The sequence below is a fragment of the Streptomyces sp. yr375 genome (genome assembly GCF_900110755.1).
Lineage (GTDB): Bacteria > Actinomycetota > Actinomycetes > Streptomycetales > Streptomycetaceae > Streptomyces.
The window spans coordinates 1-24,685 of record NZ_FOFF01000060.1 but is presented as its reverse complement, the minus strand read 5'-3'; the positions used below and the strand labels follow the sequence as shown (position 1 = coordinate 24,685).

The 24,685-nt window shown below is 70.7% G+C and carries 22 protein-coding genes and 1 pseudogene; 5 read left to right on the top strand and 18 right to left on the bottom strand.

What is annotated here, in order from left to right:
- Positions 1-10 precede the first annotated feature (10 nt).
- Positions 11-1,298 (top strand): annotated as a pseudogene (gene mgt / locus BMZ82_RS35395) (macrolide-inactivating glycosyltransferase).
- Positions 1,299-1,363: 65 nt separating this feature from the next.
- On the opposite strand, the gene BMZ82_RS35390 reads toward mgt, so the two are convergent.
- On the bottom strand, positions 1,364-3,631 hold the full coding sequence (locus tag BMZ82_RS35390) for an MMPL family transporter (protein ID WP_093781508.1): 2,268 nt from the start codon (positions 3,629-3,631) through the stop codon (positions 1,364-1,366).
- A 450-nt stretch (positions 3,632-4,081) separates the two neighbouring features.
- Here BMZ82_RS35390 and BMZ82_RS35385 point away from each other — a divergent pair, with 450 nt between their 5' ends.
- Both BMZ82_RS35385 and BMZ82_RS35380 read left to right on the top strand, forming a co-directional pair.
- Positions 4,082-4,630 (top strand): DUF1697 domain-containing protein, encoded by a 549-nt coding sequence (locus BMZ82_RS35385; protein ID WP_093781507.1) that lies wholly within the window; start codon positions 4,082-4,084, stop codon positions 4,628-4,630.
- A 25-nt stretch (positions 4,631-4,655) separates the two neighbouring features.
- Positions 4,656-5,666, top strand: a complete 1,011-nt coding sequence (locus tag BMZ82_RS35380) for a ketopantoate reductase family protein (protein WP_093781506.1) — start codon at positions 4,656-4,658, stop codon at positions 5,664-5,666.
- Between the two features lie 217 nt (positions 5,667-5,883).
- Here BMZ82_RS35380 and BMZ82_RS35375 read toward each other — a convergent pair whose 3' ends face one another.
- From BMZ82_RS35375 to BMZ82_RS35305, 15 genes are all read right to left on the bottom strand, one after another.
- Positions 5,884-6,618 carry a sirohydrochlorin chelatase gene (locus BMZ82_RS35375; protein ID WP_093781505.1) on the bottom strand — a complete coding sequence of 245 codons (735 nt, stop codon included), beginning with the start codon at positions 6,616-6,618 and terminating at the stop codon, positions 5,884-5,886.
- Positions 6,619-6,629: 11 nt separating this feature from the next.
- Positions 6,630-7,511, bottom strand: coding sequence for an ABC transporter permease (locus tag BMZ82_RS35370; RefSeq protein WP_093781504.1), 882 nt, complete (start codon positions 7,509-7,511; stop codon positions 6,630-6,632).
- Positions 7,498-8,310 (bottom strand): ABC transporter ATP-binding protein, encoded by an 813-nt coding sequence (locus tag BMZ82_RS35365; RefSeq protein ID WP_177244815.1) that lies wholly within the window; start codon positions 8,308-8,310, stop codon positions 7,498-7,500. Before BMZ82_RS35365 ends, BMZ82_RS35370 begins: the two co-directional genes overlap by 14 nt.
- A 28-nt stretch (positions 8,311-8,338) precedes the next feature.
- A complete protein-coding gene (locus BMZ82_RS35360) occupies positions 8,339-9,451 on the bottom strand; it encodes an aliphatic sulfonate ABC transporter substrate-binding protein (protein ID WP_093781503.1) in 1,113 nt (370 codons plus the stop codon).
- 236 nt (positions 9,452-9,687) lie between these two features.
- A complete protein-coding gene (locus BMZ82_RS35350) occupies positions 9,688-11,022 on the bottom strand; it encodes a sulfate adenylyltransferase subunit 1 (RefSeq protein WP_093781501.1) in 1,335 nt (444 codons plus the stop codon).
- A 2-nt stretch (positions 11,023-11,024) separates the two neighbouring features.
- A complete protein-coding gene (cysD, locus tag BMZ82_RS35345; RefSeq protein WP_093781500.1) occupies positions 11,025-11,963 on the bottom strand; it encodes a sulfate adenylyltransferase subunit CysD in 939 nt (312 codons plus the stop codon).
- The gene (gene cysC / locus BMZ82_RS35340; protein ID WP_093781527.1) at positions 11,960-12,601 is read right to left on the bottom strand and encodes an adenylyl-sulfate kinase; all 642 of its coding nucleotides are present in this window, start codon (positions 12,599-12,601) and stop codon (positions 11,960-11,962) included. The genes cysD and cysC overlap by 4 nt, the downstream gene beginning before the upstream one ends.
- A gap of 5 nt (positions 12,602-12,606) precedes the next feature.
- Positions 12,607-13,317, bottom strand: a complete 711-nt coding sequence (locus tag BMZ82_RS35335; protein WP_093781499.1) for a phosphoadenylyl-sulfate reductase — start codon at positions 13,315-13,317, stop codon at positions 12,607-12,609.
- On the bottom strand, positions 13,314-13,493 hold the full coding sequence (locus tag BMZ82_RS35330) for a hypothetical protein (protein WP_093781498.1): 180 nt from the start codon (positions 13,491-13,493) through the stop codon (positions 13,314-13,316). The genes BMZ82_RS35335 and BMZ82_RS35330 overlap by 4 nt, the downstream gene beginning before the upstream one ends.
- Entirely contained in the window at positions 13,490-15,187 is a 1,698-nt protein-coding gene (locus tag BMZ82_RS35325) for a nitrite/sulfite reductase (protein WP_093781497.1), read from the bottom strand. The genes BMZ82_RS35330 and BMZ82_RS35325 overlap by 4 nt, the downstream gene beginning before the upstream one ends.
- A 126-nt stretch (positions 15,188-15,313) precedes the next feature.
- Positions 15,314-15,397 carry a putative leader peptide gene (locus tag BMZ82_RS42895; RefSeq protein WP_317824784.1) on the bottom strand — a complete coding sequence of 28 codons (84 nt, stop codon included), beginning with the start codon at positions 15,395-15,397 and terminating at the stop codon, positions 15,314-15,316.
- Positions 15,398-15,522: 125 nt separating this feature from the next.
- Positions 15,523-16,095, bottom strand: coding sequence for a GNAT family N-acetyltransferase (locus BMZ82_RS35320; RefSeq protein WP_093781496.1), 573 nt, complete (start codon positions 16,093-16,095; stop codon positions 15,523-15,525).
- 13 nt (positions 16,096-16,108) lie between these two features.
- Positions 16,109-17,512 (bottom strand): hypothetical protein, encoded by a 1,404-nt coding sequence (locus tag BMZ82_RS35315; protein WP_093781495.1) that lies wholly within the window; start codon positions 17,510-17,512, stop codon positions 16,109-16,111.
- A 223-nt stretch (positions 17,513-17,735) separates the two neighbouring features.
- Positions 17,736-19,013 (bottom strand): GAF domain-containing protein, encoded by a 1,278-nt coding sequence (locus BMZ82_RS35310; RefSeq protein WP_371271347.1) that lies wholly within the window; start codon positions 19,011-19,013, stop codon positions 17,736-17,738.
- Between the two features lie 489 nt (positions 19,014-19,502).
- Positions 19,503-21,191, bottom strand: a complete 1,689-nt coding sequence (locus BMZ82_RS35305; RefSeq protein WP_093781493.1) for an acyl-CoA dehydrogenase family protein — start codon at positions 21,189-21,191, stop codon at positions 19,503-19,505.
- 131 nt (positions 21,192-21,322) lie between these two features.
- Here BMZ82_RS35305 and BMZ82_RS35300 point away from each other — a divergent pair, with 131 nt between their 5' ends.
- Positions 21,323-22,576: a YihY/virulence factor BrkB family protein gene (locus BMZ82_RS35300; RefSeq protein WP_256252278.1), complete on the top strand. Its 1,254-nt coding sequence runs from the start codon at positions 21,323-21,325 to the stop codon at positions 22,574-22,576.
- Between the two features lie 42 nt (positions 22,577-22,618).
- The gene (locus BMZ82_RS35295) at positions 22,619-23,311 is read left to right on the top strand and encodes an AraC family transcriptional regulator (RefSeq protein WP_093781492.1); all 693 of its coding nucleotides are present in this window, start codon (positions 22,619-22,621) and stop codon (positions 23,309-23,311) included.
- Here the strand turns inward: BMZ82_RS35295 and BMZ82_RS35290 are convergent.
- Positions 23,308-23,700 (bottom strand): VOC family protein, encoded by a 393-nt coding sequence (locus tag BMZ82_RS35290; protein WP_093781491.1) that lies wholly within the window; start codon positions 23,698-23,700, stop codon positions 23,308-23,310. The genes BMZ82_RS35295 and BMZ82_RS35290 overlap by 4 nt on opposite strands.
- 109 nt (positions 23,701-23,809) lie before the next feature.
- Entirely contained in the window at positions 23,810-24,646 is an 837-nt protein-coding gene (locus BMZ82_RS35285; protein ID WP_093781526.1) for a protein kinase domain-containing protein, read from the bottom strand.
- Between the last annotated feature and the right edge of the window lie 39 nt (positions 24,647-24,685).

The following is a 24,685-nucleotide window of genomic DNA, read 5'->3' as shown; positions in this document are numbered from 1 at the left end:
CAGGCCCCCGATTATCGGGTTGCACGAGACGTCTCGTCTCGCCTACGGTCGATGACATGACCGACGCCACGACCAACGCCATTGGCGACGCCACGGCCAGTCGCCCCGCCCATATCGCCATGTTCTCGATCGCCGCCCACGGCCATGTGAACCCGAGCCTCGAGGTGATCCGTGAGCTCGTCGCGCGAGGGCACCGGGTGTCGTACGCGATTCCGCCCTTCTTCGCCGAGAAGGTCGCCGACACCGGTGCCGAGGTCAAGCCGTGGCGCTCCATCCTGCCCTCACCCGACGACGACCCCGCCGCCTGGGGCACCACCCTCCTCGACAACGTGGAACCCTTCCTCGCCGACGCGATCCAGGCGCTGCCGCAGTTGACCGAGGCGTACGCCGGGGACGAACCGGATCTCGTCCTGCACGACATCGCCTCCTATCCGGCCCGTGTCCTCGCCCACCGCTGGGGCGTCCCCGCGATCTCCCTCTCACCGAACCTCGTGGCCTGGGAGGGCTACGAGGAGGAGGTCGGCGAACCGATGTGGGCCGAGCCGAGGAAGACGGCCCGCGGAAAGGCCTACTACGCCCGTTTCCAGGCCTGGTTGGAGGAGAACGGGATCGCCGAGCACCCGGACCCCTTCGCCGGCCGCCCCGCCCGCTCGATCGTCCTGATCCCCAAGGTGCTCCAGCCGCACGCCGACCGGGTCGACGAGAGCGTGTACACGTTCGTCGGCGCCTGTCAGGGCGACCGCGGCGCCGAGGGGGAGTGGACCAGGCCCGCCGACGCCGAGAAGGTCGTCCTCGTCTCGCTGGGCTCGTCCTTCACCAAGCAGCCCGGCTTCTACCGGGAGTGCGTGCGCGCCTTCGGTGAGCTGCCCGGCTGGCACATGGTGCTCCAGATCGGCAAGCACGTGCCCGCCGACGAGCTGGGCACCGTACCGGACAACGTCGAAGTGCGGTCCTGGGTGCCGCAGTTGGCGATCCTCAAGCAGGCCGACCTGTTCGTCACGCACGCCGGCGCGGGCGGCAGCCAGGAGGGGCTGGCGACGGCCACGCCGATGATCGCCGTACCGCAGGCCGTCGACCAGTTCGGCAACGCGGACATGTTGCGGGCGCTGGGTGTGGCCCGACGGCTGGAGACGGCGGAGGCGAGCGCCGAGGCTTTGCGGGAAGCCGCCCTCGCGCTCGTCGACGACCCGGAGGTGGCCCGCCGACTCGAGGGCATTCAGGCGCAGATGGCCGAGGAGGGTGGCACGCAGCGGGCCGCCGATCTCATCGAGGTCCAACTCCGGGTGCAGCGTGCGTGAATGAGGGTCTGTCAGCACCTCAGGGGCGTCAACGAGCCATCTGCTCAAAGCAGTTGATGTGGACGTCAGACCGTCAGACGCTCGCCCTCGTCGTCCCGTGCCGTCGGCGCGACCGGGGCCGGCGGCTCGTCGTGGGTGAGGTCGGGCAGTCGGTGCAGCCACTTCGGCAGGTACCAGTTGCGCTCGCCGAGCAGCGCCATCACCGCCGGGAGCAGCACGCCCCGGATGATCGTCGCGTCGATCAGGACGGCGGCCGCCAGACCCACGCCCATCTGCTTCATGGACTGCATGGACAGCGTCCCGAAGATCGCGAACACGGCGACCATGATGACGGCGGCGCTGGTGACCACACCCGCCGTGGTGACGACACCGTGGTGGATGGCGTCGTTCGTCGTACGGCCCCGCAGCTTCGCCTCGCGGATCCGGGAGACGACGAACACGTGGTAGTCCATCGACAGGCCGAACAGGATCACGAAGAGGAACAGCGGCAGCCAGGTGACGATCGCGCCGACGCCCTCCGCGCCCACCAGCGAAGCGCCCCAGCCGTGCTGGAAGACGGCGACCAGGATGCCGTAAGCCGCGCCCACGGAAAGGAGGTTGAGGACGATCGAGGTGATCGCGATCGTCAGCGACCGGAAGGACAGCAGCATCAGCAGGAAGGCGAAGACCACGACGAACGCGAAGACGGGGGCGACGGCTCCGCCCAACTGGTCGTTGAAGTCCTTCGAACCGGCGACCTGTCCGGTGATCGGGGCCTGGACGCCGTCGACTTTGCCTAGGGTGGCGGGCCGCACCTCGTCGCGCAGCTTGTCCAGGCTGGCGCCCGCCTTGTCCAGGTCGGAGCCGCCGACCAGCGGGACGTACACGTAGGCGATGTTCTGCGCGTCGTGCAGCTTGATCTCGACCGGGCCGCGCGAAGCGCCCGAGCCGACCGCCCGCTCCTTGAACTCCTGGAGCGCCGCCTTCACTTCGGCGGAGTTGATGTCGTCCGCCTTGACGATCATCTCGGCCGGGTCGGAACCGCCCGGGAACGCTTCGTTGAGCCGGTTGTAGGTCTGCACGATGGGCAGCGCGTCGCCGAACTCCTGGTCCAGGGTGAGGTTCTGGGTCTTCATGCCGACCGCCGGAGCGGCGATCGCGAGCAGCGCGCCGGCCGCGACGACCAGCGCGACGGCGGGCCTGGCGAGGACGACCTTCAGGACGGCGCTCCAGAACCGGCTGCCCTCGTGGGCCCGTCGACCGCCCGCCTTCTTACGGCGCTTGTCGGGGTGCAGGAACGGGATCCGCCCCTTCTCCACCCGCTCGCCGAGCAGCGACAGCAGCGCCGGGAGGACGGTCACCGAACCGACCATGGCGACCGCGACCACCATGAGGGAGGCGAGGCCCATCGCCTCGAAGGTGGCGAGGCCGGTGAACAGCATGCCCGCCATCGCCACGCACACGGTGACACCGGAGACGATCACGGCCCGGCCGCTGGTCGCCGCGGCGATCCTGAGAGCGGTCTCCGGATCACGTCCGGCCGCCCGCTCCTCGCGCTCCCGGCGCAGGTAGAACAGGCAGTAGTCGACGCCCACGGCCAGCCCGACCAGCAGCATCACGGAACTCGCGGTGTCGTCCATCGGCTGGAGGTTGCTGACGATGCTCATCAGGCCCATCGTCGCCATGATCGCGGTCATCGCGAGCGCCACCGGCAGCAGCGCCGCCACCAGCGCGCCGAAGGCGATCAGCAGGATGCCCAGCGCGACCGGCAGGGCGGAGTACTCGGCCTGCTGGAAGTCGTCGCCGAACGCGTCGTCGAACGTCTTCATCATGCTGGCGCCGCCGATCTCCTCGATCCGCAGCGAGGAGTGGTCCTTCCCGACGCCCGCGACGGCCTTGAGCACCGGCTCGACCCGGTCGCCCGCGGTGTCGGAGTCGCCCCGCATGTCGAACTGGACGAGGACGCTGCGGCCGTCCTTGGAGATCGTGTTCGTGTCGTACGGCGAGGTCACGTCGGTGACCTTGCCCGTCCCCTCGACCGCCTTGACGACCGCGGCGACGGCGTCCTTGAACTCGGCGTCGGTGGCCTTGAGGGAACCGTCCCTCGCCTGGATGAGGACGCTCTCACCGGCCGGCTCGTCGATCCCGGCGTCCTCGACGAGCTGTGCGGCCGTGCGGGTCTCGCCCGCGAGCTGGTCGCTGTCCTTGACCTTGACGGTGCCCGCCGCCGAGCCGATCCCCATGGCCAGGACGACGAACAGCACCCATATACCGACGGCGGCCCATCGGTGCCGGGCGCTCCAGCCGCCGGCCCGCGCGGCGATGCCCCGCACCTTCGTGTCTTGGTTCCCCATGACGGGCGTGCCCCCTCGAAATGCGGTGACAACCCGTGCCGCCACCCTTTGATTCGAAGGTATGTGCTGGATAAGGCCGTCTCGTCGTGCTGCCCGGTGACGTCCAGGACCCCCGACTCCTCCGGTCGGACCCCGTCGCCTCATTGCTGGGGAGGACGGCAGCCCCTTACATCTATCCGCCGGTCTCGGGGGCGGCGGTCAGGGTGGCGGTCCAGGGTGGAGGCAGCGCCGAGGTCGCGCGGAGGTCGAGCTGAAGGTCGGGGAGGTCGGGGTGCGGGATTGTGGAGGTTTGTTGAAATACGTCGTGGGCTTGTGGAGAAGTGCGTCGGTCGCCGGTCCGCGGTTGATCCGCACCCCGCCGATCGGCCAGAGTTTTCCGCCCGGCCCCCACCTCGGCCGCGGCCGTCGTGCCCACCCCCACGGGGCACGACGGCCGATTAGGGTGTGCCGATGACGACGACGTACGCGGCCCTGCTGCGCGGCATCAACGTGGGCGGCAACAAGAAGGTCCCGATGGCCGAACTGCGCACCCTGCTGTCGGGGCTCGGCCTCGGCGACGTGCGCACCTACCTCCAGAGCGGCCAGGCCGTCTTCTCCTCCGGCCACGGCGACGAGGAGAGCCTCGCCGCCGAGATCGGGGCGGCGATCGAGAAGCACTTCGGCTTCGGCGTCGACGTCATCGTGCGCGACCACGCCTTCCTGAAGGCGGTCGCCGACAACTGCCCCTTCCCGGCGGCCGAGTTGGAGGGCAAGCAACTCCATGTCACCTACTTCTCCGGGCCCGTTGACGAGGAGCGGTACGCGGGCATCGACCGGGACGCCCAACTCCCCGAGGAGTTCCGCCTCGGCGACCGCGTCCTGTACCTGTACGTCCCCGACGGCCTCGGCCGCTCCAAGCTCGCCGAGCAACTGGCCAAGCCCCGCGTCACCAAGGGCCTCATCGCCACCACCCGGAACTGGAACACCGTCGTCAAATTGGTGGAGATGACACAGGCGTGACACCTGCCTGTGCGAGGCTCGGCCCATGCGCTACATCATCATCGGGGCAGGGGCCGTCGGGGGCACGGTCGGTGGCCGGCTGGCCGAGGCCGGGCAGGACGTCGTACTGGTCGCGCGCGGTGCGCACCGGGCGGCGCTCGCGGCGCACGGACTGCGGCTCAGAGTTCCGGAGGGGGAGCTGACGTTCCGGCTGCCCGTCGTCGACGGGCCGGGCGCGCTCGGCACCCTGCGCGCCGACGACGTCCTCGTCCTCGCCGTGAAGACCCAGGACGGGGAGGCGGCCCTCCAGGCGTGGGGGCCGGCCCCGGTCGAGGGTGGCGGCACCGCCGCCGAGCGGCTGCCGCTGGTCTGCGCGCAGAACGGGGTGGAGGGCCCGCGGCTGGCCCTGCGCCGCTTCCGGCACGTGTACGGCGTCTGCGTCTGGCTGCCCGCCGCCCATGTCGAACCCGGCGTCGTCTCCGCCGCCGGCTCCCCGCTCACCGGCATCCTCCACCTCGGCCGGTACCCGCACGGCACCGACGACACGGTTCACCGGATCGCCGCCGACCTGGAGAAGGCGCGCTTCGAGGCACCGGTCGTACCGGACGTCTCCCGCTGGCAGTACGCGAAACTGCTGTCCAACCTGGGCAACGCGCTGGAAGCGGTGAGCGGCCCGGTCGGCGACCCCGAGGCGGTCGCCCTGCTGCGGCGGGTGCGGGCCGAGGGCGAGGCCGTACTGCACGCCGCCGGGGTCGCGTACGCGAGCGTCGAGGAACAGCGGGCGGTACGCGGCGACAAGGTCACTCTGGTTCCCCTCGACGGCGCCCCACGCGGCGGCGGCTCCTCCTGGCAGTCCCTCAGCCGCGTCGCCGGCACCATCGAGGCCGACTACCTCAACGGCGAGATCGCCCTCCTGGGCCGCCTGCACGGCATGCCGACCCCCCTGAACGAACTCCTCCAGCACCTCGCGAACAAGCACGCACAGGAACGAAGGCCCCCCGGCTCCCTGCCGGTGCCTGAGCTACTCCGGCTGGCCGACGAGGCCGCCAACGGTTGAGGGGCCCGGCTGCTCACTGGAGGTGGGTGAGTTGCTCCGGCCGGCCGGCGAGGCTGTCGACGCTTGAGGGGCCTGGCTACTCACCGCCGATGGGTGAGTCGCTTTGGCTGGCGGACGAGGCCGCCAACGGCTGAGCGCACCGACCACTTACCGGTGAGCGTCACCTGTCGTTTACGGCCCCTGTCGCGCACGGGCCCCTCGCTCACGGCCCCGGCGCTCACGCGCCGACAGCCGTCAGTGTCGGCAGCCGGGCCGTGTCGTAGCGGTTCAGGAGTTGTTGGGCGACTTCCGGGGACGGGCCCAGGACGTCGGAGAGGATGTCTGCCTCGGTTGCGCCGTGGGCTATGCGGTCCGGGAGGTGGCCGGGGGCCAGGACGTAGGGGGCGACGGCGACCCGGGCGCAGCCCAGGGCGCGTAGTTCGCGGACCGCGTCCTCGGTGCGGGGGAGAGACGCGGAGGCGAACGCAGGCCGCACGGCACACCAACCGGTGCGCCGCCACTCCCGCGCGATTTCTGCGATCACTGCGATCGCCTCCGGGTCCGTGGACCCCGCCGAGGCCAGTACGACCCCGGTCGAGGACTTGTCGGCGGGCGTCAACCCCGCCTCGTACAACCGCCGTTCGAGGGCGGTGAGCAGCAGCGGCGAGGGGCCGAGCACCTCCGCCTGCCGGATCCGCAACCGCGTCGGCGCCTCCCGCAGGACCGCCGGGATGTCCGCCTTCGCATGGAACGCGCGGGTCAGCAGCAGCGGCAGCGCCACGACGTCACGGACGCCCTCCGCCGCCAGCGACTCCAACACCCCTTGCACGGACGGGACGTTGAAGTCCAGAAAACCCGTCTCCACCCGCACCCCCGGCCGCAGCGACCGGACCCGCCGCACCAGGGCGTGGACGGTCGCGGCGTGCCGCGGATCGCGGCTGCCGTGGGCGATCACGACGAGAACGGGATACATGGGAGTTCGGCTCAGCCCTTCACCAGCAGACCGCGGCTGCGCAGCACCCACCGCTCCAGCGGGCTGAAGATCAGCAGGTCGATGGCGATGCCGACGAACAGGATGAGCAGGATCGCCTCGAACACCATCGACATGTCACTGGCGTTGCGGCCGTTCTCCAGCAACTGGCCGAGCCCGACGCCGAGATCGGGGAACGACGCGATGATCTCCGCCGCCATCAGCGACCGCCACGAGAACGCCCAGCCCTGCTTCAGACCGGCCACATAACCCGGCAGCGCGGCCGGCAGCGTGATGTAGACGGTGCCCTTCAGCCCCGTCGCCCCCATCGTGCGGCCGGCCCGCAGGAACAGCGGCGGCACCTGGTCGACGCCGGACACCAGCCCGTTGGCGATGGACGGCACCGCGCCGAGCAGGATCACCGTGTACATCATCGAGTTGTTCAGACCCAGCCACAGCACGGCCGGCGGCACCCACGCCACCGACGGCAGCGACTGGAGCCCCGACAGGATCGGGCCGATCGCCGCCCGCACGAACTTCACCCGCGCCACCAGCAGCCCCAGCGGGGTGCCGATCGCCAGCGCGAAGAGGAAGCCGAGCAGACCGCGCGACACGCTGGTCCAGATGTAGCCGAGCAGCTTGCCCTCGAGCCAGGCGTCCTGGAGCGTGCGCCAGACGTCCAGCGGCGACACCAGCTTCGTCGGATCGTCGACGACCTTGAAGGTGATCTGCCAGACGACCAGCAGCAGCGCGATCGCGATGATCGGCGGCAGGATCTTGTCGACGAACGTCCGCCGGAAGGGCGTACGGACGACGGGCGCGACCACGTCCAGCGCGTCGAGCCCCGCCTCGACACTTCCCGCGTCCTGGACGGACTTCGTCTCAGTGCTGGCCATGACGGCGGATCTCCCCACGCAGGACTTCGGTGATCTCGATGGACAGTTCCGCCACCGGGGCGTCCTCGATCCGGCGCGGCTGCGGGATGTCGACCGTCCACTCGCGAGCCACCCGGCCGGGCCGTGACGACAGCAGGACGACCCGCTGCGCGAGCCGCACCGCCTCGCGCACGTTGTGCGTGACGAACAGGACGGACAGTCCCGTCTCCGCCCAGATCCGGGTCAGTTCGTCGTGCAGCACATCCCGCGTGATGGCGTCCAGTGCCGCGAACGGCTCGTCCATCAGCAGCAGTTGGCTCTCCTGGGCCAGTGCGCGGGCCATCGCCACGCGCTGGCGCATACCGCCGGACAGTTCGTGGACGCGCTTGCCGTACGCACCCGTCAGGCGGACCAGTTCGAGCAGCTCCTCGGCCTTGCCGCGCCGCTCGCTCTTGGCAACGCCCCTGAGTTTCAGGGCGAGTTCGATGTTCTTGCCCGCGGTCAGCCACGGGAAGAGGGCGTGCTCCTGGAACATCAGCGCCGCGCGGCCGTCCGTCGTGATGGACCCGGCGGTGGGCTCGTCGAGCCCCGCCACCAGGTTCAGCAGCGTGGACTTGCCGCAGCCCGAGGCCCCCAGGAGGGTGACGAACTCGCCGGGGGCGACATCGAGGGTGATGTCGTCCAGGACGAGCTGCTGCCCGCCCGGTCCCGCGAAGGACTTCGAGACGTGTTCGAGACGTGCCGCGTACTCCACTGACTCGGTGGACTCAGCGGCCTTGGCGAGTGTCGTGGCCATGGTCGTCACCTCCTGGGAACTCATCGGACTTCGGTCGTAGGCCGGTCGCCGGTCAGCCGACGCCGAGACCGGCGTCGGCGACCGGGGACTCGCCCTCGGCCTTGAGGACCTTGTTGAGGATCGTCAGGTCGTAGATGCCCTTGAGGTCGGGCTGCTTCAGCAGACCCGCCTTGACCGCGTGCGCCGCCTCGGTGCTGAGGGTGGCGGCCAGCGGGTCGTTGATGAACTGGATCGACGCCCACGCCGGGTCCAGGACCTTCGTCGGCAGCGCCTTGCCGGAGTCCGCAGCCAACTGCTTGTTCGCCGCCGCCTTGGCCGCCGCCGGGTTGGCGTTGATCCACTTGTTGGTGTCGACCGAGCCCTTCAGCACGGCCTCGACGACCTTCGGGTGCTCCGTGAGGAACTTCTGCGACACGATGATGTTCGTGATCACGAACTTCTTGTCGGGCCACAGCGACGCCTCGTCCAGCAGCACCTTGCCGCCCTCGGCCACCAGCTTCGACGCGGTCGGCTCCGGCACCCACGCGCCGTCGAGCGAACCGGCCTTGAAGGCGTCCGGCGTCACCTTGTTGTCGCTGCGCACGACGGTGACGTCACCCTTGCCGCTCTGCGCGTCGACCTTCCAGCCCTGCTCCGCGATCCAGTTGAGGAACGCCACGTCCTGCGTGTTGCCGAGCTGCGGCGTGGCGATCTTCTTGCCCTTGACGTCCTTCAGGGACTTGATCTTGTCCGGGTCGACCACGAGCTTCACGCCGCCGGACGCCGAACCGCCGATGATGCGCAGGCTCTTGCCGTCGGACTTGGTGTAGCCGTTGATCGACGGGGAGGGGCCGATCCAGCCGATGTCGATGGACCCGGCGTTCAGCGCCTCGATCTCCGACGGACCGGCGTTGAAGGTGGCGTACGACGCCTTGGTCGCGCCCAACGCCTTCTGGAAGATGCCCTGTTCACGGCCGACGAGCGCGGTCCCGTGGGTCAGGTTGCCGAAGTAGCCGATCTTGACGGTGTCGAGCCCGTCGATCTTCTGCGAGCCGGCGGCGACCTTCTCGTTGGTGTTGTCGGCCTTGGACTCGGAACCGTAGCCGCAGGCGGCCAGGGTGAGCAGGGGAAGAGCGGCGACGACGGCGAGGCCGCGGCGAAGGAGGGCGGAGCGGTGGACAGGCACGGGAGGAATTCCTCTCGTTGGCCCGGCGGTCACGGGGTTTCAGGTCGTGGCCGGGAGATCGGCAAAGGGTCTTCGTCGCTTCCGGGACGTCGGGTGGGGGGACAGGGCGCGCAGGCGGTGCGCGTACGTCAGAGCGCACATCGGGCCACTCCGCCCTGCCCGCTGCCGAGGGCGCCGCTGCCGATGCGGCCGCCCTCCTTCGCGAACGTCGAGTAGAAATCGGGTGAGTTCATGGCTCAGAAGTCCCAACCGTCGTCGTCGGACTCGTCCTTGACCGGCACCGGCGACGCGAACGACTCGCCGACCATGCCGGCGGTGAGCGTGGTGCCGTCGGCCGGGTCGATCAGGATGAACGAGCCGGTGCGGCGCGAGTCCGCGTAGGAGTCCACCGGCAGCGGCACCGCGGTGCGGATCTTCACCCGGCCGATGTCGTTGGCGACGAGCTGTCCCGGGTGCGGGTGCAGGGACAGGTCGTCGAGCGTGAGACGGGACGGGATGTCCTGGACGATCGCCTTGACCGTACGGGTGCCGTGCTTGATCAGCACCCGGTGCCCGACGGTCAGCGGCTGGTCGGCGACATGGCACACGGTCGCCTCGACGTCCTGCGTGACGGCCGGCGCGTCCTTGGTCGGCACGATCAGGTCGCCGCGCGAGATGTCGACGTCGTCCGCGAGCAGCACCGTCACCGACTGCGTCGTCCACGCCGCGTCCACCGGCTCGCCCAGCAGGTCGATGCCGGAGATCGTCGACGTACGGCCGGACGGCAGGACGGTGACCGCCTCGCCCACCCGGAAGGTGCCGGCCGCGATCTGCCCCGCGTAGCCCCGGTAGTCGGGGTGCTCGGCGGTCTGCGGCCGGATCACGTACTGCACGGGCAGCCGCGCGTGGCAGTGCGCCAGGTCGTGACTGACCGGGACGGTCTCCAGGTGCTCCAGGAAGGTCGGGCCGCCGTACCAGTCCATGTTCGCCGACGGGTCCACCACGTTGTCCCCGGCGAGCGCCGAGATCGGGATCGCGGTGACCTCGGGCACGCCCAGCTCGCTCGCGTACGCCGTGAACTCCTCGGCGATCGCCGCGAACACGCTCTCCCGGTACTCGACGAGGTCCATCTTGTTGACGGCGAGCACGACGTGCGGGACCCGCAGCAGCGCCGCGATCGCCGCGTGCCGGCGGGTCTGCTCCACGACCCCGTTGCGGGCGTCGACGAGGATCACCGTCAGCTCGGCCGTGGAGGCACCCGTCACCATGTTGCGGGTGTACTGCACGTGACCGGGCGTGTCGGCGAGGATGAACCGCCGCTTGAGCGTGGCGAAGTAGCGGTAGGCCACGTCGATGGTGATGCCCTGCTCGCGCTCGGCGCGCAGCCCGTCGGTGAGCAGCGCCAGGTCGGGGGCGTCCTGGCCGCGGCTCGCCGAGACCCGCTCGACGGCCTCCAACTGGTCGGTGAGGATCGACTTGGAGTCGTGCAGCAGCCGGCCCACCAGGGTGGACTTGCCGTCGTCGACGGAACCCGCGGTGGCGAACCGCAGCAGGGTCGTGGCCGAGAGCTCCTCGGCGGTGATCGTGCTCATGGTTAGAAGTACCCCTCGCGCTTGCGGTCTTCCATCGCGGCTTCGGAGAGCTTGTCGTCGGCGCGGGTCGCGCCGCGCTCGGTGAGCCGGGAGGCGGCGATCTCGGCGATGACGTCGTCCAGCGTCACCGCGTCGGAGTCGACGGCGCCGGTGCAGGACATGTCACCGACGGTGCGGTAGCGGACGAGGCGCTTCTCGACGCTCTCGCCGTCCTTGGGGCCGCCCCACTCGCCGGCGGTCAGCCACATCCCGCCGCGCGCGAACACCTCCCGCTCGTGCGCGAAGTAGATCTCGGGCAGTTCGATGCCCTCGCGGGCGATGTACTGCCAGACGTCGAGCTCGGTCCAGTTGCTCAGCGGGAACACGCGGACGTGCTCGCCGGGCGCGTGCCGCCCGTTGTAGAGGTTCCACAGCTCGGGGCGCTGGCGGCGCGGGTCCCACTGGGAGAACTCGTCGCGCAGCGAGAACACCCGCTCCTTCGCGCGGGCCTTCTCCTCGTCGCGCCGCCCGCCGCCGAAGACCGCGTCGAACTTCTCCGACTGGATCTTCTCGGTCAGCGGCAGCGTCTGCAGCGGGTTGCGGGTGCCGTCGGGACGTTCCTTCAGCACACCGCGGTCGATGTAGTCCTGCACGGACGCCACATGCAGGCGCAGCCCGTGCGCGGCGACCACCCGGTCGCGGTATTCGAGCACGTCGGGGAAGTTGTGTCCGGTGTCCACGTGCAGCAGCGAGAAGGGGATCGCCGCGGGGGCGAACGCCTTCAGCGCGAGGTGCAGCATGACGATGGAGTCCTTGCCGCCGGAGAACAGGATCACCGGGTTCTCGAACTCCCCCGCCACCTCGCGGAAGATGTGCACCGCCTCGGACTCCAGGGCGTCCAGATGGCTGAGGGCGTACGGGCCCGCCGTGCCCTCCTTGGCCGTGGCGACGGTCGTCGTCATGCCAGTCCCCTCTCGCTGAGCAGGGCGTACAGCGACGCCGCGGACTCCTGCACGGTCTGGTCCTGGGACTCGATGCGCAGATCGGGCGCCTCGGGCGTCTCGTACGGGTCGTCGACGCCGGTGAGCCCGGACAGCTCGCCCGCCGCCTGCTTGGCGTACAGGCCCTTCACGTCCCGCACCGAGCACACCTCGACCGGAGTCGCCACATACACCTCCAGGTAGGCGGTCCCGCTCTTCTCGTGGCGCTCGCGCACCGCCGTACGGCTGTCCGCGTACGGCGCGATCACCGGCACAAGTGCCTTCACACCGTTGCGGGCGAGCAACTCGGCCAGGAAACCGATGCGTTGGACGTTGACGTGCCGGTCCTCGCGGCTGAAGCCGAGGCCCGCGGAGATGAACTCGCGGATCTCGTCGCCGTCGAGCACCTCGACGAGGTGGCCCTCCGCACGCAGCCGGTCGGCCAGCTCGCGGGCGATGGTGGTCTTGCCGGCACTCGGCAGACCCGTGAGCCAGACGGTGGCTCCGGTCGTCACGTGGTTCTCCCGGTTCGTAGAAGGAGGGAAAGCAGGGGCAGTTGAGAAGGAAGGGGAAGTCTGGGAAGTGCGGGGGGCGGACGGGGTGGTGCCGGTCGCGGTCATCGTGATCAGCCGTGCAGTCCGCACTCGGTCTTCGCACGTCCCGCCCAGCGGCCGGCGCGCGCGTCCTCACCGTCGAGGACCCGGCGCGTGCAGGGGGCGCAGCCGACCGAGGCGTAACCGTCCATCAACAGCGGGTTGGTCAGCACGCCGTGCTCGGCAACGTACGCGTCGACGTCGTCCTGGGTCCATCGGGCGATAGGGGAGATCTTGACCTTCTGCCGCTTATCGTCCCAACCGACGACGGGCGTGTTCGCCCGGGTCGGCGACTCGTCGCGGCGCAGCCCGGTCGCCCACGCCGAGTAACCGGCGAGGCCCTCCTCCAGCGGCTGCACCTTGCGCAGCTTGCAGCACAGGTCGGGGTCGCGGTCGTGCAGCTTCGGCCCGAACTCGGCGTCCTGCTCGGCGACCGTCCGACGCGGGGTGAGCGTGATGACGTTGACGTCCATCACGGCCTCGACCGCGTCCCGGGTGCCGATCGTCTCGGGGAAGTGGTAGCCGGTGTCGAGGAACACCACGTCCACGCCCTTGCGGACCCGCGACGCCAGGTGCGCGACGACGGCGTCCTCCATGGAGGACGTCACGCAGAACCGCTCGCCGAAGGTGTCCACCGCCCACTGGAGGATCTCCAGCGCGGAGGCGTCCTCCAGCTCACGGCCCGCCTGCTCGGCGAGCAGCTTCAACTCGTCGTTCGTACGGCCTTTCTGAGCCGTCGTCATATCCGGTCCCCTCCGTCGTCGGCTCGCTGAACGCCCCGTGCGAGCAGCCCGAGGAACTTCAACTGGAAGGCGCGGTTGCACGCGGCGCATTCCCAGGCGCCGTGACCCTGCTCGTTCGGACGCAGGTCCTCGTCGCCGCAGTAGGGGCAGTAGAAAGGTGCGGCCCGCTCGCTCATGAGAGGGACTCCTCGCTGGCGCGCGAGGCCCAGGCGGCGAACCGCTCGCCGTCCTCGCGCTCCGCCTGGAACCGCTTCAGCACCCGCTCCACGTAGTCCGGCAGCTCGTCCGAAGTGACCTTCAGACCACGGACCTTGCGGCCGAAACCGGCTTCCAGACCGAGCGCGCCGCCCAGGTGCACCTGGAAGCCCTCGACCTGCTCGCCCCGGTCGTCGAGGACCAGTTGGCCCTTGAGGCCGATGTCCGCGACCTGGATCCGGGCGCAGGCGTTCGGGCAGCCGTTGATGTTGATGGTGATCGGCTCGTCGAACTCCGGGATGCGGCGCTCCAGTTCGTCGATGAGCTGGGAGCCGCGCGCCTTGGTCTCGACGATGGCGAGCTTGCAGTACTCGATGCCGGTGCAGGCCATGGTGCCGCGCCGGAACGTGGAGGGCTTGGCGGTCAGGTCCAGCGCTTCCAGCGCCTCGACCAGCGACTCGACCTGGTCCTGCGCGACGTCGAGGACGATCATCTTCTGCTCGACGGTGGTACGGACCCGGCCCGAGCCGTGCGCCTCGGCCAGCTCCGCGATCTTCGTCAGGGTCGCGCCGTCCACACGGCCGACGCGCGGGGCGAAACCGACGTAGAAGAGGCCGTCCTGCTGCCGGTGCACGCCGACGTGGTCGCGCCAGCGGGCCACCGGCTGGTCGGGGGCCGGGCCGTCGATCAGCTTGCGCCGGAGGTAGTCGTCCTCCAGGATCTGCCGGAACTTCTCGACGCCCCAGTCGGCGAGCAGGAACTTCAGGCGGGCGCGGGTGCGCAGCCGCCGGTAGCCGTGGTCGCGGAAGATCGAGATGACGCCCTCGTAGACGTCCGGGACCTCGGCGAGCGGGACCCACGCGCCGAGGCGCTGGCCGATCTTCGGGTTGGTGGACAGACCGCCGCCGACCCAGACGTCGAAGCCGGGGCCGTGCTCGGGGTGGCGCACCCCGACGAACGCGATGTCGTTGATCTCGTGCGCCACGTCCAGCAGCGGCGAGCCGGAGACCGCGGACTTGAACTTGCGGGGCAGGTTCGAGAAGTCCTTGTTGCCGATGATCCGGCGGTGGATCTCGTCGATGGCCGGGGTGCCGTCGATGATCTCGTCCTCGGCGATGCCGGCCACCGGCGAGCCGATGATCACGCGGGGCGTGTCGCCGCAGGCCTCGGTGGTGGACAGGCCGACCGCCTCCAGGCGGTGCCAGATCTCCGGCACGTCCTCGATGCGGATCCAGTGGTACTGGATGTTCTGCCGGTCGGTGATGTCCGCGGTGCCGCGGGCGAACTCCTGCGAGATCTCGCCGATCACCCTGAGCTGCTCGGTGGTGAGCCGGCCGCCGTCGATGCGCACGCGCAGCATGAAGTACTTGTCGTCCAGCTCCTCCGGCTCCAGGATCGCGGTCTTGCCGCCGTCGATCCCGGGCTTGCGCTGGGTGTACAGCCCCCACCAGCGCATCCGGCCGCGCAGGTCGTTCGGGTCGATCGAGTCGAACCCGCGCTTGGAGTAGATCGTCTCAATGCGTGTCCGTACGTTGAGACCGTCGTCGTCCTTCTTGAACTGCTCGTTGCCGTTCAGCGGGGTGAAGTGCCCCGCGGCCCACTGGCCCTCACCGCGGTGACGGCTCACCTTGCGGCGGGGAGTCTCGGCGGCAGGGTTCTGCGGGGTGGCGGCCATGGAAGATACGTCCTTCGGGACAGGCGGGAAGCGGCTCTGACCTGCGCGTACGCACGCATGGAGGCATGCGTGCGCGGCGTTGCGCGGGGAGGAGGGCGGAACGTCGGAAAGCGGCGGCGGTGCGGCTCAGCGCGCCGGACAGATGGCGCTGGACATGCGGCAAAGGTCGACGTGCCGCCGACTCACCAAGGCAATTCCAGTTCCGGACATGACGAAAGCGTGTCACGGCGTTCTGGACACAGTCCAGCTTCGTCCGAGATGCGGACACCCTGGTCTCGATATGCGAGACAGTGGTGGCGTCGATCACATCACGCGCGCGGAGGCTTGTCCACAGGTCAGGACGGGAAGGCACCCGGCCAGGGGCCCGGCGCGGACACCTCGGGTTTCTCCTCGACCTCGGTGTCGAACAGCTTGAAACCGCGCCGCTGGTAGTTGTCCATGGCGTGCTCGCCGTCCAGGCTGCACGTGTGCAGCCACACCCGCTTGGTCTGCGGCAGCCCGGGCCAGCGGTCCGCCAGCTCCCACGCGCGGGCAGCGCCGTACGACAGCAGATGGCCGCCGATCCCCCGCCCCCGGAAGGCCGGGAGCAGCCCGAAGTAGACGATCTCCACGACCCCGTCGTCCTGCGGCTCCAGCTCCACGTAGCCGGCCGGCGTGCCCCGGTCGTACGCGACCCAGGTCTCGACGCCCGGCCGCGCCAGATGCTCCCGCCACTGCGCGTACGTCCAGCGCAGCCGGTCGATCCAGCGGACGTCCCCGCCGACGGACGCGTACAGGAAACGGCTGAACTCGGGGGAGGGGACCTCGGAGCGGACGACCCGGACGTCGCCCTCGGGCGCGGCGGCCGGGAGGAGGTCGGCCGGGTCGGTCTGCTCCAGGGACCAGGTGGTCACGGGAATGTTGGTCATGCCCGTCAGGGAATCATTCACCCGGCTGTTCTGTCGATTGTCCGGTGGACCGGTCGATCGAGGCCAGCGGCAGCGCGAAGAGCGCCCGTCCCGACTGCGTCCAGACGTCGCCGGTCTCCTCCCAGTAGGAGAGGGACTCGGTCTGCGGGCTCCAGCAACTGTGCTTCTCCGCGGTACCGCACACCGCGGCCCGCGCCCGGTCGGCCTTGGCGTCCGCCTTGTCGCCCGCCGCGCCGTACGTGTTCCCGGTGTCGACGTCCGTGTCGGTGCCGTGCGTCCGGTCGGCGGTCTGCCGCCACAGCGTCCCGTGCCCGTCGTCCCGGGGACCGGCGGCGCGGGTCACGTACCAGTGCGCCCGGTACGACAGCACACCCCGTACGCCGGTCAGCTTCGTCTCGTACGCCTCCGAGGCCGCCGCGTGCCCGGTGACGCTCGTGGCGAGCAGCCCCGAGTGCCCGGGGGCGGTGCTGAAGGGGTAGCGCCACAGGTGCGCGCCCCGGTCGCCGCCGTCGAGGGTCCACTCGCCGGCGACCAGGGTGTCCGGCGCGGTGCTGCGGTCCAGGGAGACGGTCGTGGGGTGCGGGGCGTCCGCGTCGCCGCTCAGCTCGTAGGAGCCGACGGCCGGCAGGACGAAGCGGTAGCCGTGCGCCGACCAGCCGCCCGGCACCCGGCCGACCGCGGCGCTCATGACGCTCGCGCGCTGGACGCGGTTCATGTCGTACACATACAGCGCGGTCCGGCCCCCGGCGTCGGCGGTGACCAGCAGTTTGTCCTGGTACCAGACCATCCCGGAGACATGGGAGACGAGCCCCCGGTAGTCGCGTCCGTCGGCGACCGGGACGGCGAGCAGGGCCCAGGTGTAGGAGAGGTGGTTCAGATCGCCCGCGTTCAGGAAGCCGACCCGGGCCAGCCCCCGGTCGGCGACCGCGCCGCCGCTGCGCGACCAGCCGGAGAGGATCACCCGGTTCGCGCCCCAGGACCCGTCGTCGTCCGCGTCCCCCGAGGTGGTGACCGCGCCCGGCTGCCAGCCCGCGGTGTCATCCGTGTTCCAGCAGTACGCGCGGGTGGCCACGGGGGAGACCGGCAGGGCCCCGCGCTCGGCGGGCGAGCAGTCGATCGCGTCCCGCAGGATGCGGTCGGAGTCCTCCAGCACCGCGCCGACGCCGACCGGCCGGCCCATGCCCGCGGCGAGGCGGTCCAGGGTGGCCTGCGGCACCAGGCTCTCCGTCAGCCGCAGTCTCCCGGTCTCGGCCGCCGAGGTGAGCGGCTTCAGCCCACCGGGTCCGTCGTCGGTCACCGTCGCCTGAGAGGCGCTGATCATGGTGGCGGCGGCGGTGAGCGCGAGAGCGGTCCCGGACAGGAACGCCCGCACCGCCCTGCCCCGCCTGCGCCGACGGTGTCGGCCGCGATGTTTCATTCGTCCTCCCGAGGCGGGCCAACTGCGCCTGATGATCCGTACGTTGACCGAGGAGCAGGTGGGGTGACCCGTAGGGGGATGCTACGGCAGCAGACCGCCGTGGCGGACGAAGACCGCGCAAATATGCGGAAGATGCCACCCGAAGGACTTGGGTGAGGCATGGTGACCACGTGCTGTAGCCGTGGTGCCGACGCGCTGTCGTCACGGTGTCGACGCACGGTGCCTACGGTGTCGACGTGCGGTCGCGTACCACCGCGGGCGCGATCGAGTGGGGCAGCAGGCCCTTCGGATCAGCCGGCAGCAGCAGCTCGACCTCGGCTTCCTCGCAGAAACGATACGGCCGGTGTTGCAGTAGTCCCCCCAGATACCGCCGCACCCGGGACAGTTCGGCCCGCACGGTCACCGTGCGGCCCGGGTCGCCGAACATGTCCTCGGCCAGGCCCGCCGCGCTGCGGCCGCCGCGGTGCGTCGCCAGCAGGTACAGCAACTCGGCGTGTCGGGGGCTGAGTTCGTGGCACCACGACCCCGCGCCGCCCGACACCGTCACCGACCAGCTCCGGGGCCGGGTCAGGTCCAGCACGATCCGGGTCGCGCCGCCCGGCAGCGGTTCCGCGCCATCTGTCACCGACCGCACCAGCCAGCCCCCGGCCAGCGGCTCGACCGAGCACAACCCGAGCGCCGGCAGCCATCGGCGGCCCGGGGACGGCGACTTGGGCAGCGCGATCCGGCTCGCGTACGGCATCCCGGTCACCGCGGCCGTCCAGCCGTCGCCGTCCACCACCGCACCCCGGCCGGCGAGCCGGGCCAGCACGGGGGCGGCCACCGCGCGCAGCCGTTCCAGCGAACTCAGGTGTTTCTCCCGCAGCCTGGACTCGGCGAGCTTCGCCACCGCGTCGACCCAGGCGAGGGTGGCCGGATGCATCGTCTCCAGCGGGCCGCTGACGTCGATCACCCCGAGCAGCCGGCCGTTGCGAGGGTCGGTGATCGGCGCGCCCGCGCAGGTCCAGGTCGTGTGCGACCGTACGAAGTGCTCGGCGGCGAACACCTGCACGGGCCGGCGCACCACCGCCGGCGTGCCCACGCCGTTGGTGCCGACCACGGACTCGCCCCAGTCCGCGCCCAGTTCGAAGCCGAGCCCGTCGGCCTTGCGCAGCACGGGGTTGCAGCCCTCACGCCACAGCACCCGGCCCTCCTCGTCGGCGACGACCATGATGTGGTGGGCGGCGTCCGCGACCGACAACAGCCCCTCCCGCAGCACCGGCAGCACCTCCCGCAACGGCGACTCCTCGCGCCGTCTGCGCACTTCGTCGGCGCTGAGCAGCCCCGCCCGGAAATCGTGCTCGGGGTCGACGCCGCTGCGCAGCATCCGATCCCAGGACTGCTCGATCACCGGGCGCGGGGCGACGCGCGCCCGCTGGCCGGCCAGCCGGGCGTCCCGCACCTCGTTGAGCATCCGCGCCGCCCGCGCGGCGTCGGCGGCCGCGAGCTGCGGCACGTTCATCGGTGGCAGCGCCACTGGGCCTCCCGGGGAGCAGACAGGCGGACAACCGGGTGTCAAGCTCCTGCGCCGACTGTTTCCGGTCTTGCTGAAGGCCCTATCTTGCCGTCCGCCCGTGACGGAGGGACATAGTCCGGTCACAACCGCCGAGATGTTGCAACCCCCTGCAACCCTGGTGAACATCCACAGTCTGTTTGAAACTTGAGCCATGCCGTGAGAGCGGCAATTCTGGCCTCGCAGGGCCATTACGGCGGGGGTGGTGCCGTGTCGGCGCAGCACCACCCCTGCCACCTGCTCCGCAGGGTTCGCCGCTCAATACTCCCCGGTTGATCGAGAGTTGCTGCGGGTTTTTGCGGGCGGACGGGGTCAGGCGGGGTTTCCGGGTCGGGTTGGGCGTCTGGGGCAGGCCTGTTGGTCGGTCAGGCGGGTATCCGGGTCAGGCCTGCTAGTCGGTCACGTCGGGTTTCCGGGTCAGGTTGGTTGGTTGGTCGGTCAGGCCGGGGTGGCCGGGTCAGAAGACCTGCTGGCCGGGCAGGGTCGGGGGGCGGCCCGGTCGACGATCGTCGCCAGGTCCAGGGTGTGGGGCAGCGTCCCGAAGGCCGCGCCCGCGTCGCCGCCCAGTCGGGAGGCGCAGAACGCGTCGGCGACTTCCGGCGGTGCGAACCGCACGAGCAGCGACCCCTGGAGCACCAGCGCGAAGCGCTCCGCCAGCCGCCTGGCCCGCGCCTCCACGCCGTCCAGATCCGCCAGTTCCGTCAACAGGCCCTTGATCGCCGCGTCCAGCCGGTGATCGGCCCCGCGCGCGAGCCCCACCTCCTGGAGATAGGCGTTCAGCGCCTGCGGCTCCTGGCGCAGCGCCCGCAGCACATCCAGCGCCTGGACGTTGCCCGCGCCCTCCCACACCGAGTTCAGCGGCGACTCCCGCACCAGCCGGGGCATCCCCGACTCCTCCACGTAACCGTTTCCGCCCAGGCACTCCAAGGCCTCCACCGTCATCGGCGTACAGCGCTTGGTCACCCAGTACTTGGCCGCCGGCATCGCGATCCGCAGCAGCGCCCGCTCCTGCTCGCCCCCGTCGTCGTAGGCGGCCGCCAGCCGCAGCGCGAGCGTGGTCGCCGCCTCCGACTCCAGCGCGAGATCGGCCAGCACATTGCGCATCAACGGTTTGTCGACGAGCTTCCCGCCGAACGCCGCACGGTGCGTGCAGTGATGGATCGCCTGCGCCACCGCCTGCCGCATCAGCCCCGCCGACCCCAGCACACAGTCCAGCCGGGTCGCCGCGACCATGTCGATGATGGTGCGCACCCCGCGCCCCTCCTCACCGACCCGGCGCGCCCACGTCCCGTCGAACTCGACCTCCCCGGAGGCGTTGGACCGGTTGCCCAGCTTGTCCTTGAGCCGCTGGAGGCGGAAGACGTTACGGCTGCCGTCCTCGAGCACGCGCGGCACGAGGAAACACGTGAGCCCGCCCTCGCCCCGGTCGGGTGTGGCCTGGGCGAGCACCAGGAACCCGTCCGACATGGGCGCCGAGCAGAACCACTTGTGCCCGGTCAGCTCGTACGTCCCATCCTCGGCGAGCGCGGTGGCGACGGTCGTGTTGGCCCGTACGTCGCTGCCGCCCTGCTTCTCCGTCATCCCCATCCCGAACAGCGCCCCGGACTTCAGCCGGGCCGGCCGCAGCTCACGGTCGTAGACCGTGGACGTCAGCCGGGGCTCCCACTCGGCGGCCAGCTCCGGGTCGGTGCGCAGCGCCGGCACCGCCGCATGGGTCATCGACAGCGGACAGCCGTTGCCCGCCTCGGCCTGCGTCCACACCAGGAACCCCGCCGCCCGCCGCACATGCCCGCCCGGCCGCCCCCAGGCGTTCGTCAGCCCGGCCCCGACGCCCTTGCCGAGCAGCCGGTGCCACGCCGGATGAAACTCGACCTCGTCGACGCGATGCCCGTACCGGTCGTGTGTGCGCAGTTTCGGCGGACCGGTGTCGGCCTGCACCGCCCACTCCTGCACCTGCGCCGATCCGGCCGCCTGCCCGAGCGCCGACAACTCGCCGCGCGCCTCGTCGAGCAGCTCCGGATCCAGGTGCCGTTCGACGGCGGCCACCAGCGCCTGATCGGTGCCGTAGACGTCGTAGCCGGTCAGGGGTGGGGGCTGGTTGGTCACGGTGTGGGTGCTGCCTGTCATGCCCCTGAACCTACCCCCGGGTACGGCGCTCATGGCCGTCCCAAGCCCGCGGGTCGGGAGAAGAGTCCGAGCCGGGTTCGAAGGTACGTCCGAAGGTGAGTGCAGCCCCGAACGGCGGATACCTTTAGGGCGTGCAGCCAGCAAGTCAGTCCCCCGAGCAACCCGGGAGCCCCACCGGGCGTCTCCACCGGGCGCGTGCCCTTTACCGGAACGTCTCCAAGCGCCGGACCGCCTGGCTGCTGGTGAAGGACACCGTCAACTCCTGCGTCGAGTACCGCATCCTCGGCCTCGCCGCCGAGGCCGCCTTCTTCACGCTGCTGTCCGTGCCGCCGCTGCTCCTCAGCCTCATCGGCCTGCTCGGCTACGTCGACGACTGGACCGGCACCGACTCCATCAGCAGCCTGGAGAGCAACCTCCTGGAGGCCTCGCGCACGGTCCTGTCGGACAAGGGCGTCCGGCAGATCGCCCAGCCGATCCTCGACGACGTGATGCGGGGCGGCCGTCCCGACGTCATCTCCATCGGCTTCCTGTTCGCGCTGTGGTCCGGCTCGCGCGCGGTGAACGTCTTCATCGACACGATCACCGTCATGTACGGCCTCGACGGGGTGCGCGGCATCGTCAAGACGCGGCTGGTGGCGTTCCTGCTGTTCGTCGCGGCCCTGCTGATCGGCTCGATCGCGCTGCCCCTGATGGTCGCCGGGCCGGACGCGGTGGTGCGGATCGTGCCCTGGTCGACGACCGTGGTGCAGGTCCTGTACTGGCCCGTCGTGATCGTCCTGTCCATCGCGTTCCTGACGACGCTCTACCACGTCTCCGTGCCTGTCCGCTCCCCGTGGATCGAGGACGTGCCCGGCGCGCTCGTCGCCCTCGGCATGTGGGTGCTCGGCAGTTTCCTGCTGCGCATCTACCTGACGAACACGATCGAGGGCGCCACGATCTACGGCTCCCTCGCCGCCGCCGTCGCCGTTCTGCTGTGGATCGGCGTGTCCGCCTTCGCCGTGCTGGTCGGCGCCGCCGTCAACGCCGCGATCGACCGCGTCTGGCCGGCCGCCGCGACGGCCGCGGCCCGCGCCGCCAACGAAAGGCTACGGCAGGAGGAGGCCGCGGAGTACGTTGCCCGCGTGGCCGCGATTCGCTCCCACGAGGACGACGACCCCGACGACCCCGACATGCCGTCCGAGTTCCCCGAACGCTGGTCCCGCTTCCTTCCCCCGGAGGACGTGACGGGCCGCTTCCGCACCCATGCGAAGAGTTCCCCGAAGGGGAATGCGGGCAACGGGGGCAACGGGGCCAGCGGGGCGACCGGCGGGAACGGCGGGAACGGCCGCAAGGGTGCGAATGGAGCGAACGGCGGCAACGGGGAGGGTCGGCCCCCGGGGAAGTGAGCCCTTGGCGTGCCCCCTTCGGGGCGGCGTAACGTGGAATACGTGTACGAGGAGCGGCCCTCCCGGCTGACCGGGGCGGTGGTATGGACGAACACGCCGCCGACGAACCCCGGCCCGCTCCCCATGTCACCCATGTCTCCGGTGCTGCCCGACGGCTGCATGGATCTGCTGTGGAGCGAGGGCAGGCTGCTGGTCGCCGGACCGGACACCCGGGCCCACGTCCCCGACGGCCCGCCCGTGCCCTGGGCGGGCATCCGCCTCCACCCCGGCACGGCACCGGCCCTCCTGGGCGTACCGGCCCACGAACTACGCGACCGGCGGGTGGAGTTGGCAGACCTGTGGCCGGCACCGGAGGTACGGCGTCTGAACGCCCGGGTCGCCGCGTCGCCGCAGCCGACGGCGGCGCTGGAGACACTGGCACTGGAGCGCGCGGCCCCGCCCGACCCCGTACTGCGCCGCCTGGTCGCCGCCCTCGCCGCAGGCCGGCCGGTGGCCGCGACGGCCGACGAACTCGGCATCGGCGCCCGCCAGTTGCACCGCCGCTCACTGACCGCCTTCGGCTACGGCCCCAAGACCCTGGCCCGCATCCTCCGCCTGCAACGGGCTCTGGCGCTGGCCCGGTCAGGGGTGCCGTACGCGGACACGGCGGCCCGCGCCGGTTACGCCGACCAGGCCCATCTGGCCCGAGACGTAAGGGAGTTCACGGGCCGCACACTGGGTGAGCTGCTGCGCTAGGCCAGCGGCGCGAACAGGTCGACGCCGTTGCCGTCGGGATCGTGCACGACGGCGTACCGCTGCCCCCAGAAGGCGTCCCACGGCTTCAGCTCGCCATGATGACCGGCACCCACCACCTCCTCGTACACGGCATCGACCTCCCCCGGCGTCTCACAGCGCAGCGCGAGCGAGGCCCGCCCACTTCCGGACGGCCGCCGCCACCCCGGATGGAACGACCGAACGGTGTCCTCGGTATCCAACAACAACCGCAACCCACCAGGCAGTTCAGCCTCCACATGCGGCTCCCGCTCAGCACCCTCACCAAACCCGAACCCGAGCCGGCGGTAGAAGGCGACGGAGGCGGCCATGTCGGAGACGACCAGCCCGATGGCATCAAATCGTGGACTCATACGGCCACGGTAGGCCGGGCCGAGGCAACGGGTCTTGAAGGAAACGGACACAGGCCTGGAATGCTGTCCAGGCTGAGGGGTGGCCCGGTCCTGTGCTGGGGCGTCGGGTTCAGATCAGGGCTTTGATCACCTCGTAGATGGTGGGCCGATTCGCCGGGGCGTGGCTGAGCATGGCGTCGACCAGTTCGCTCAGCTCGCCGGGCATCTTCACGGGCCGACGCCGACCGCTGGCCACTGCTTCTCGCTGTACGGGGCGTGGTGCGTCGTCCGGGTATTCGACCGCCCGCCAGCCGGTGGCGGAGATGAGGAGGGAGGCCCCGAGGGCGTAGATGTCGGCTTCCTGTGTCGGCTCGGCCTGCCCGGTGTCGAGGACGCTGCGGGCGATCTCCGGTGCCTCGTAGTGGACGAGGCAGCCGCGGAACGGGAAGTCGTATCCCTCGGGCACCTGTTCGCCACGGGCAAGGGCGAGGTCGATGAGATGCGTCCGTTGCGGCCCGATGATGAAGTGGGCGGGCTGCACGTCACCGTGAGCCCAGCCCCTCACGTGGAGATCAGCGAGCGCTTCGGCACATCTCCGTGCCACGCTGGCATGGGGTTTGATGGCCGAGCTTCGCTTACGGCACGGCTCCCACAGGGTGTGGAGGTCTGGTCCTTCGTGCCACGGCTGGAAGTTCCAGGTGCCGTGCTCCCATTCGCCGTAGGCGATGGTGTCGAGGCCGAGACGATGCAGGACGGCCCCCTCGCGTGCGGGGGCGAGCGCGGTCCAGGGCTGGGCGGGCCACTCGGCCGTGGCCTCGATCGGATGGCCGACCTTCACGGCGTAGTGGCCCCGGTGGCTCTCCACCTCCCAGACCGTGGAGCCTCGACGATTGATGACCATGCGCTGAGTCGTGGGCATGAGGGCGTCGAGCACCACGATCGGGAGTTCAGGGGTTGGGCCGGACAAGGTCTCTTTCTCCTTCCGGGCGAGCGCGGCCGTCCACGT

What these genes read in the sequence shown, in the direction of transcription:
- BMZ82_RS35380 (WP_093781506.1), top strand. Translation starts at nt 4,656, where the DNA reads ATGCGCTACATCATCATCGGGGCAGGGGCCGTCGGGGGCACGGTCGGT.
- BMZ82_RS35390 (WP_093781508.1), bottom strand. Translation starts at nt 3,631, where the DNA reads ATGGGGAACCAAGACACGAAGGTGCGGGGCATCGCCGCGCGGGCCGGC.
- BMZ82_RS35305 (WP_093781493.1), bottom strand. Translation starts at nt 21,191, where the DNA reads ATGACAGGCAGCACCCACACCGTGACCAACCAGCCCCCACCCCTGACC.
- BMZ82_RS35320 (WP_093781496.1), bottom strand. Translation starts at nt 16,095, where the DNA reads ATGACCAACATTCCCGTGACCACCTGGTCCCTGGAGCAGACCGACCCG.
- BMZ82_RS35350 (WP_093781501.1), bottom strand. Translation starts at nt 11,022, where the DNA reads ATGAGCACGATCACCGCCGAGGAGCTCTCGGCCACGACCCTGCTGCGG.
- BMZ82_RS35365 (WP_177244815.1), bottom strand. Translation starts at nt 8,310, where the DNA reads ATGAGTTCCCAGGAGGTGACGACCATGGCCACGACACTCGCCAAGGCC.
- BMZ82_RS35310 (WP_371271347.1), bottom strand. Translation starts at nt 19,013, where the DNA reads ATGAACGTGCCGCAGCTCGCGGCCGCCGACGCCGCGCGGGCGGCGCGG.
- cysC (WP_093781527.1), bottom strand. Translation starts at nt 12,601, where the DNA reads ATGACCGCGACCGGCACCACCCCGTCCGCCCCCCGCACTTCCCAGACT.
- BMZ82_RS35325 (WP_093781497.1), bottom strand. Translation starts at nt 15,187, where the DNA reads ATGGCCGCCACCCCGCAGAACCCTGCCGCCGAGACTCCCCGCCGCAAG.
- BMZ82_RS35315 (WP_093781495.1), bottom strand. Translation starts at nt 17,512, where the DNA reads ATGAAACATCGCGGCCGACACCGTCGGCGCAGGCGGGGCAGGGCGGTG.
- BMZ82_RS35375 (WP_093781505.1), bottom strand. Translation starts at nt 6,618, where the DNA reads ATGTATCCCGTTCTCGTCGTGATCGCCCACGGCAGCCGCGATCCGCGG.
- BMZ82_RS35290 (WP_093781491.1), bottom strand. Translation starts at nt 23,700, where the DNA reads ATGAGTCCACGATTTGATGCCATCGGGCTGGTCGTCTCCGACATGGCC.
- BMZ82_RS35385 (WP_093781507.1), top strand. Translation starts at nt 4,082, where the DNA reads ATGACGACGACGTACGCGGCCCTGCTGCGCGGCATCAACGTGGGCGGC.
- BMZ82_RS35370 (WP_093781504.1), bottom strand. Translation starts at nt 7,511, where the DNA reads ATGGCCAGCACTGAGACGAAGTCCGTCCAGGACGCGGGAAGTGTCGAG.
- BMZ82_RS35335 (WP_093781499.1), bottom strand. Translation starts at nt 13,317, where the DNA reads ATGACGACGGCTCAGAAAGGCCGTACGAACGACGAGTTGAAGCTGCTC.
- BMZ82_RS42895 (WP_317824784.1), bottom strand. Translation starts at nt 15,397, where the DNA reads ATGTCCGGAACTGGAATTGCCTTGGTGAGTCGGCGGCACGTCGACCTT.
- BMZ82_RS35330 (WP_093781498.1), bottom strand. Translation starts at nt 13,493, where the DNA reads ATGAGCGAGCGGGCCGCACCTTTCTACTGCCCCTACTGCGGCGACGAG.
- cysD (WP_093781500.1), bottom strand. Translation starts at nt 11,963, where the DNA reads ATGACGACGACCGTCGCCACGGCCAAGGAGGGCACGGCGGGCCCGTAC.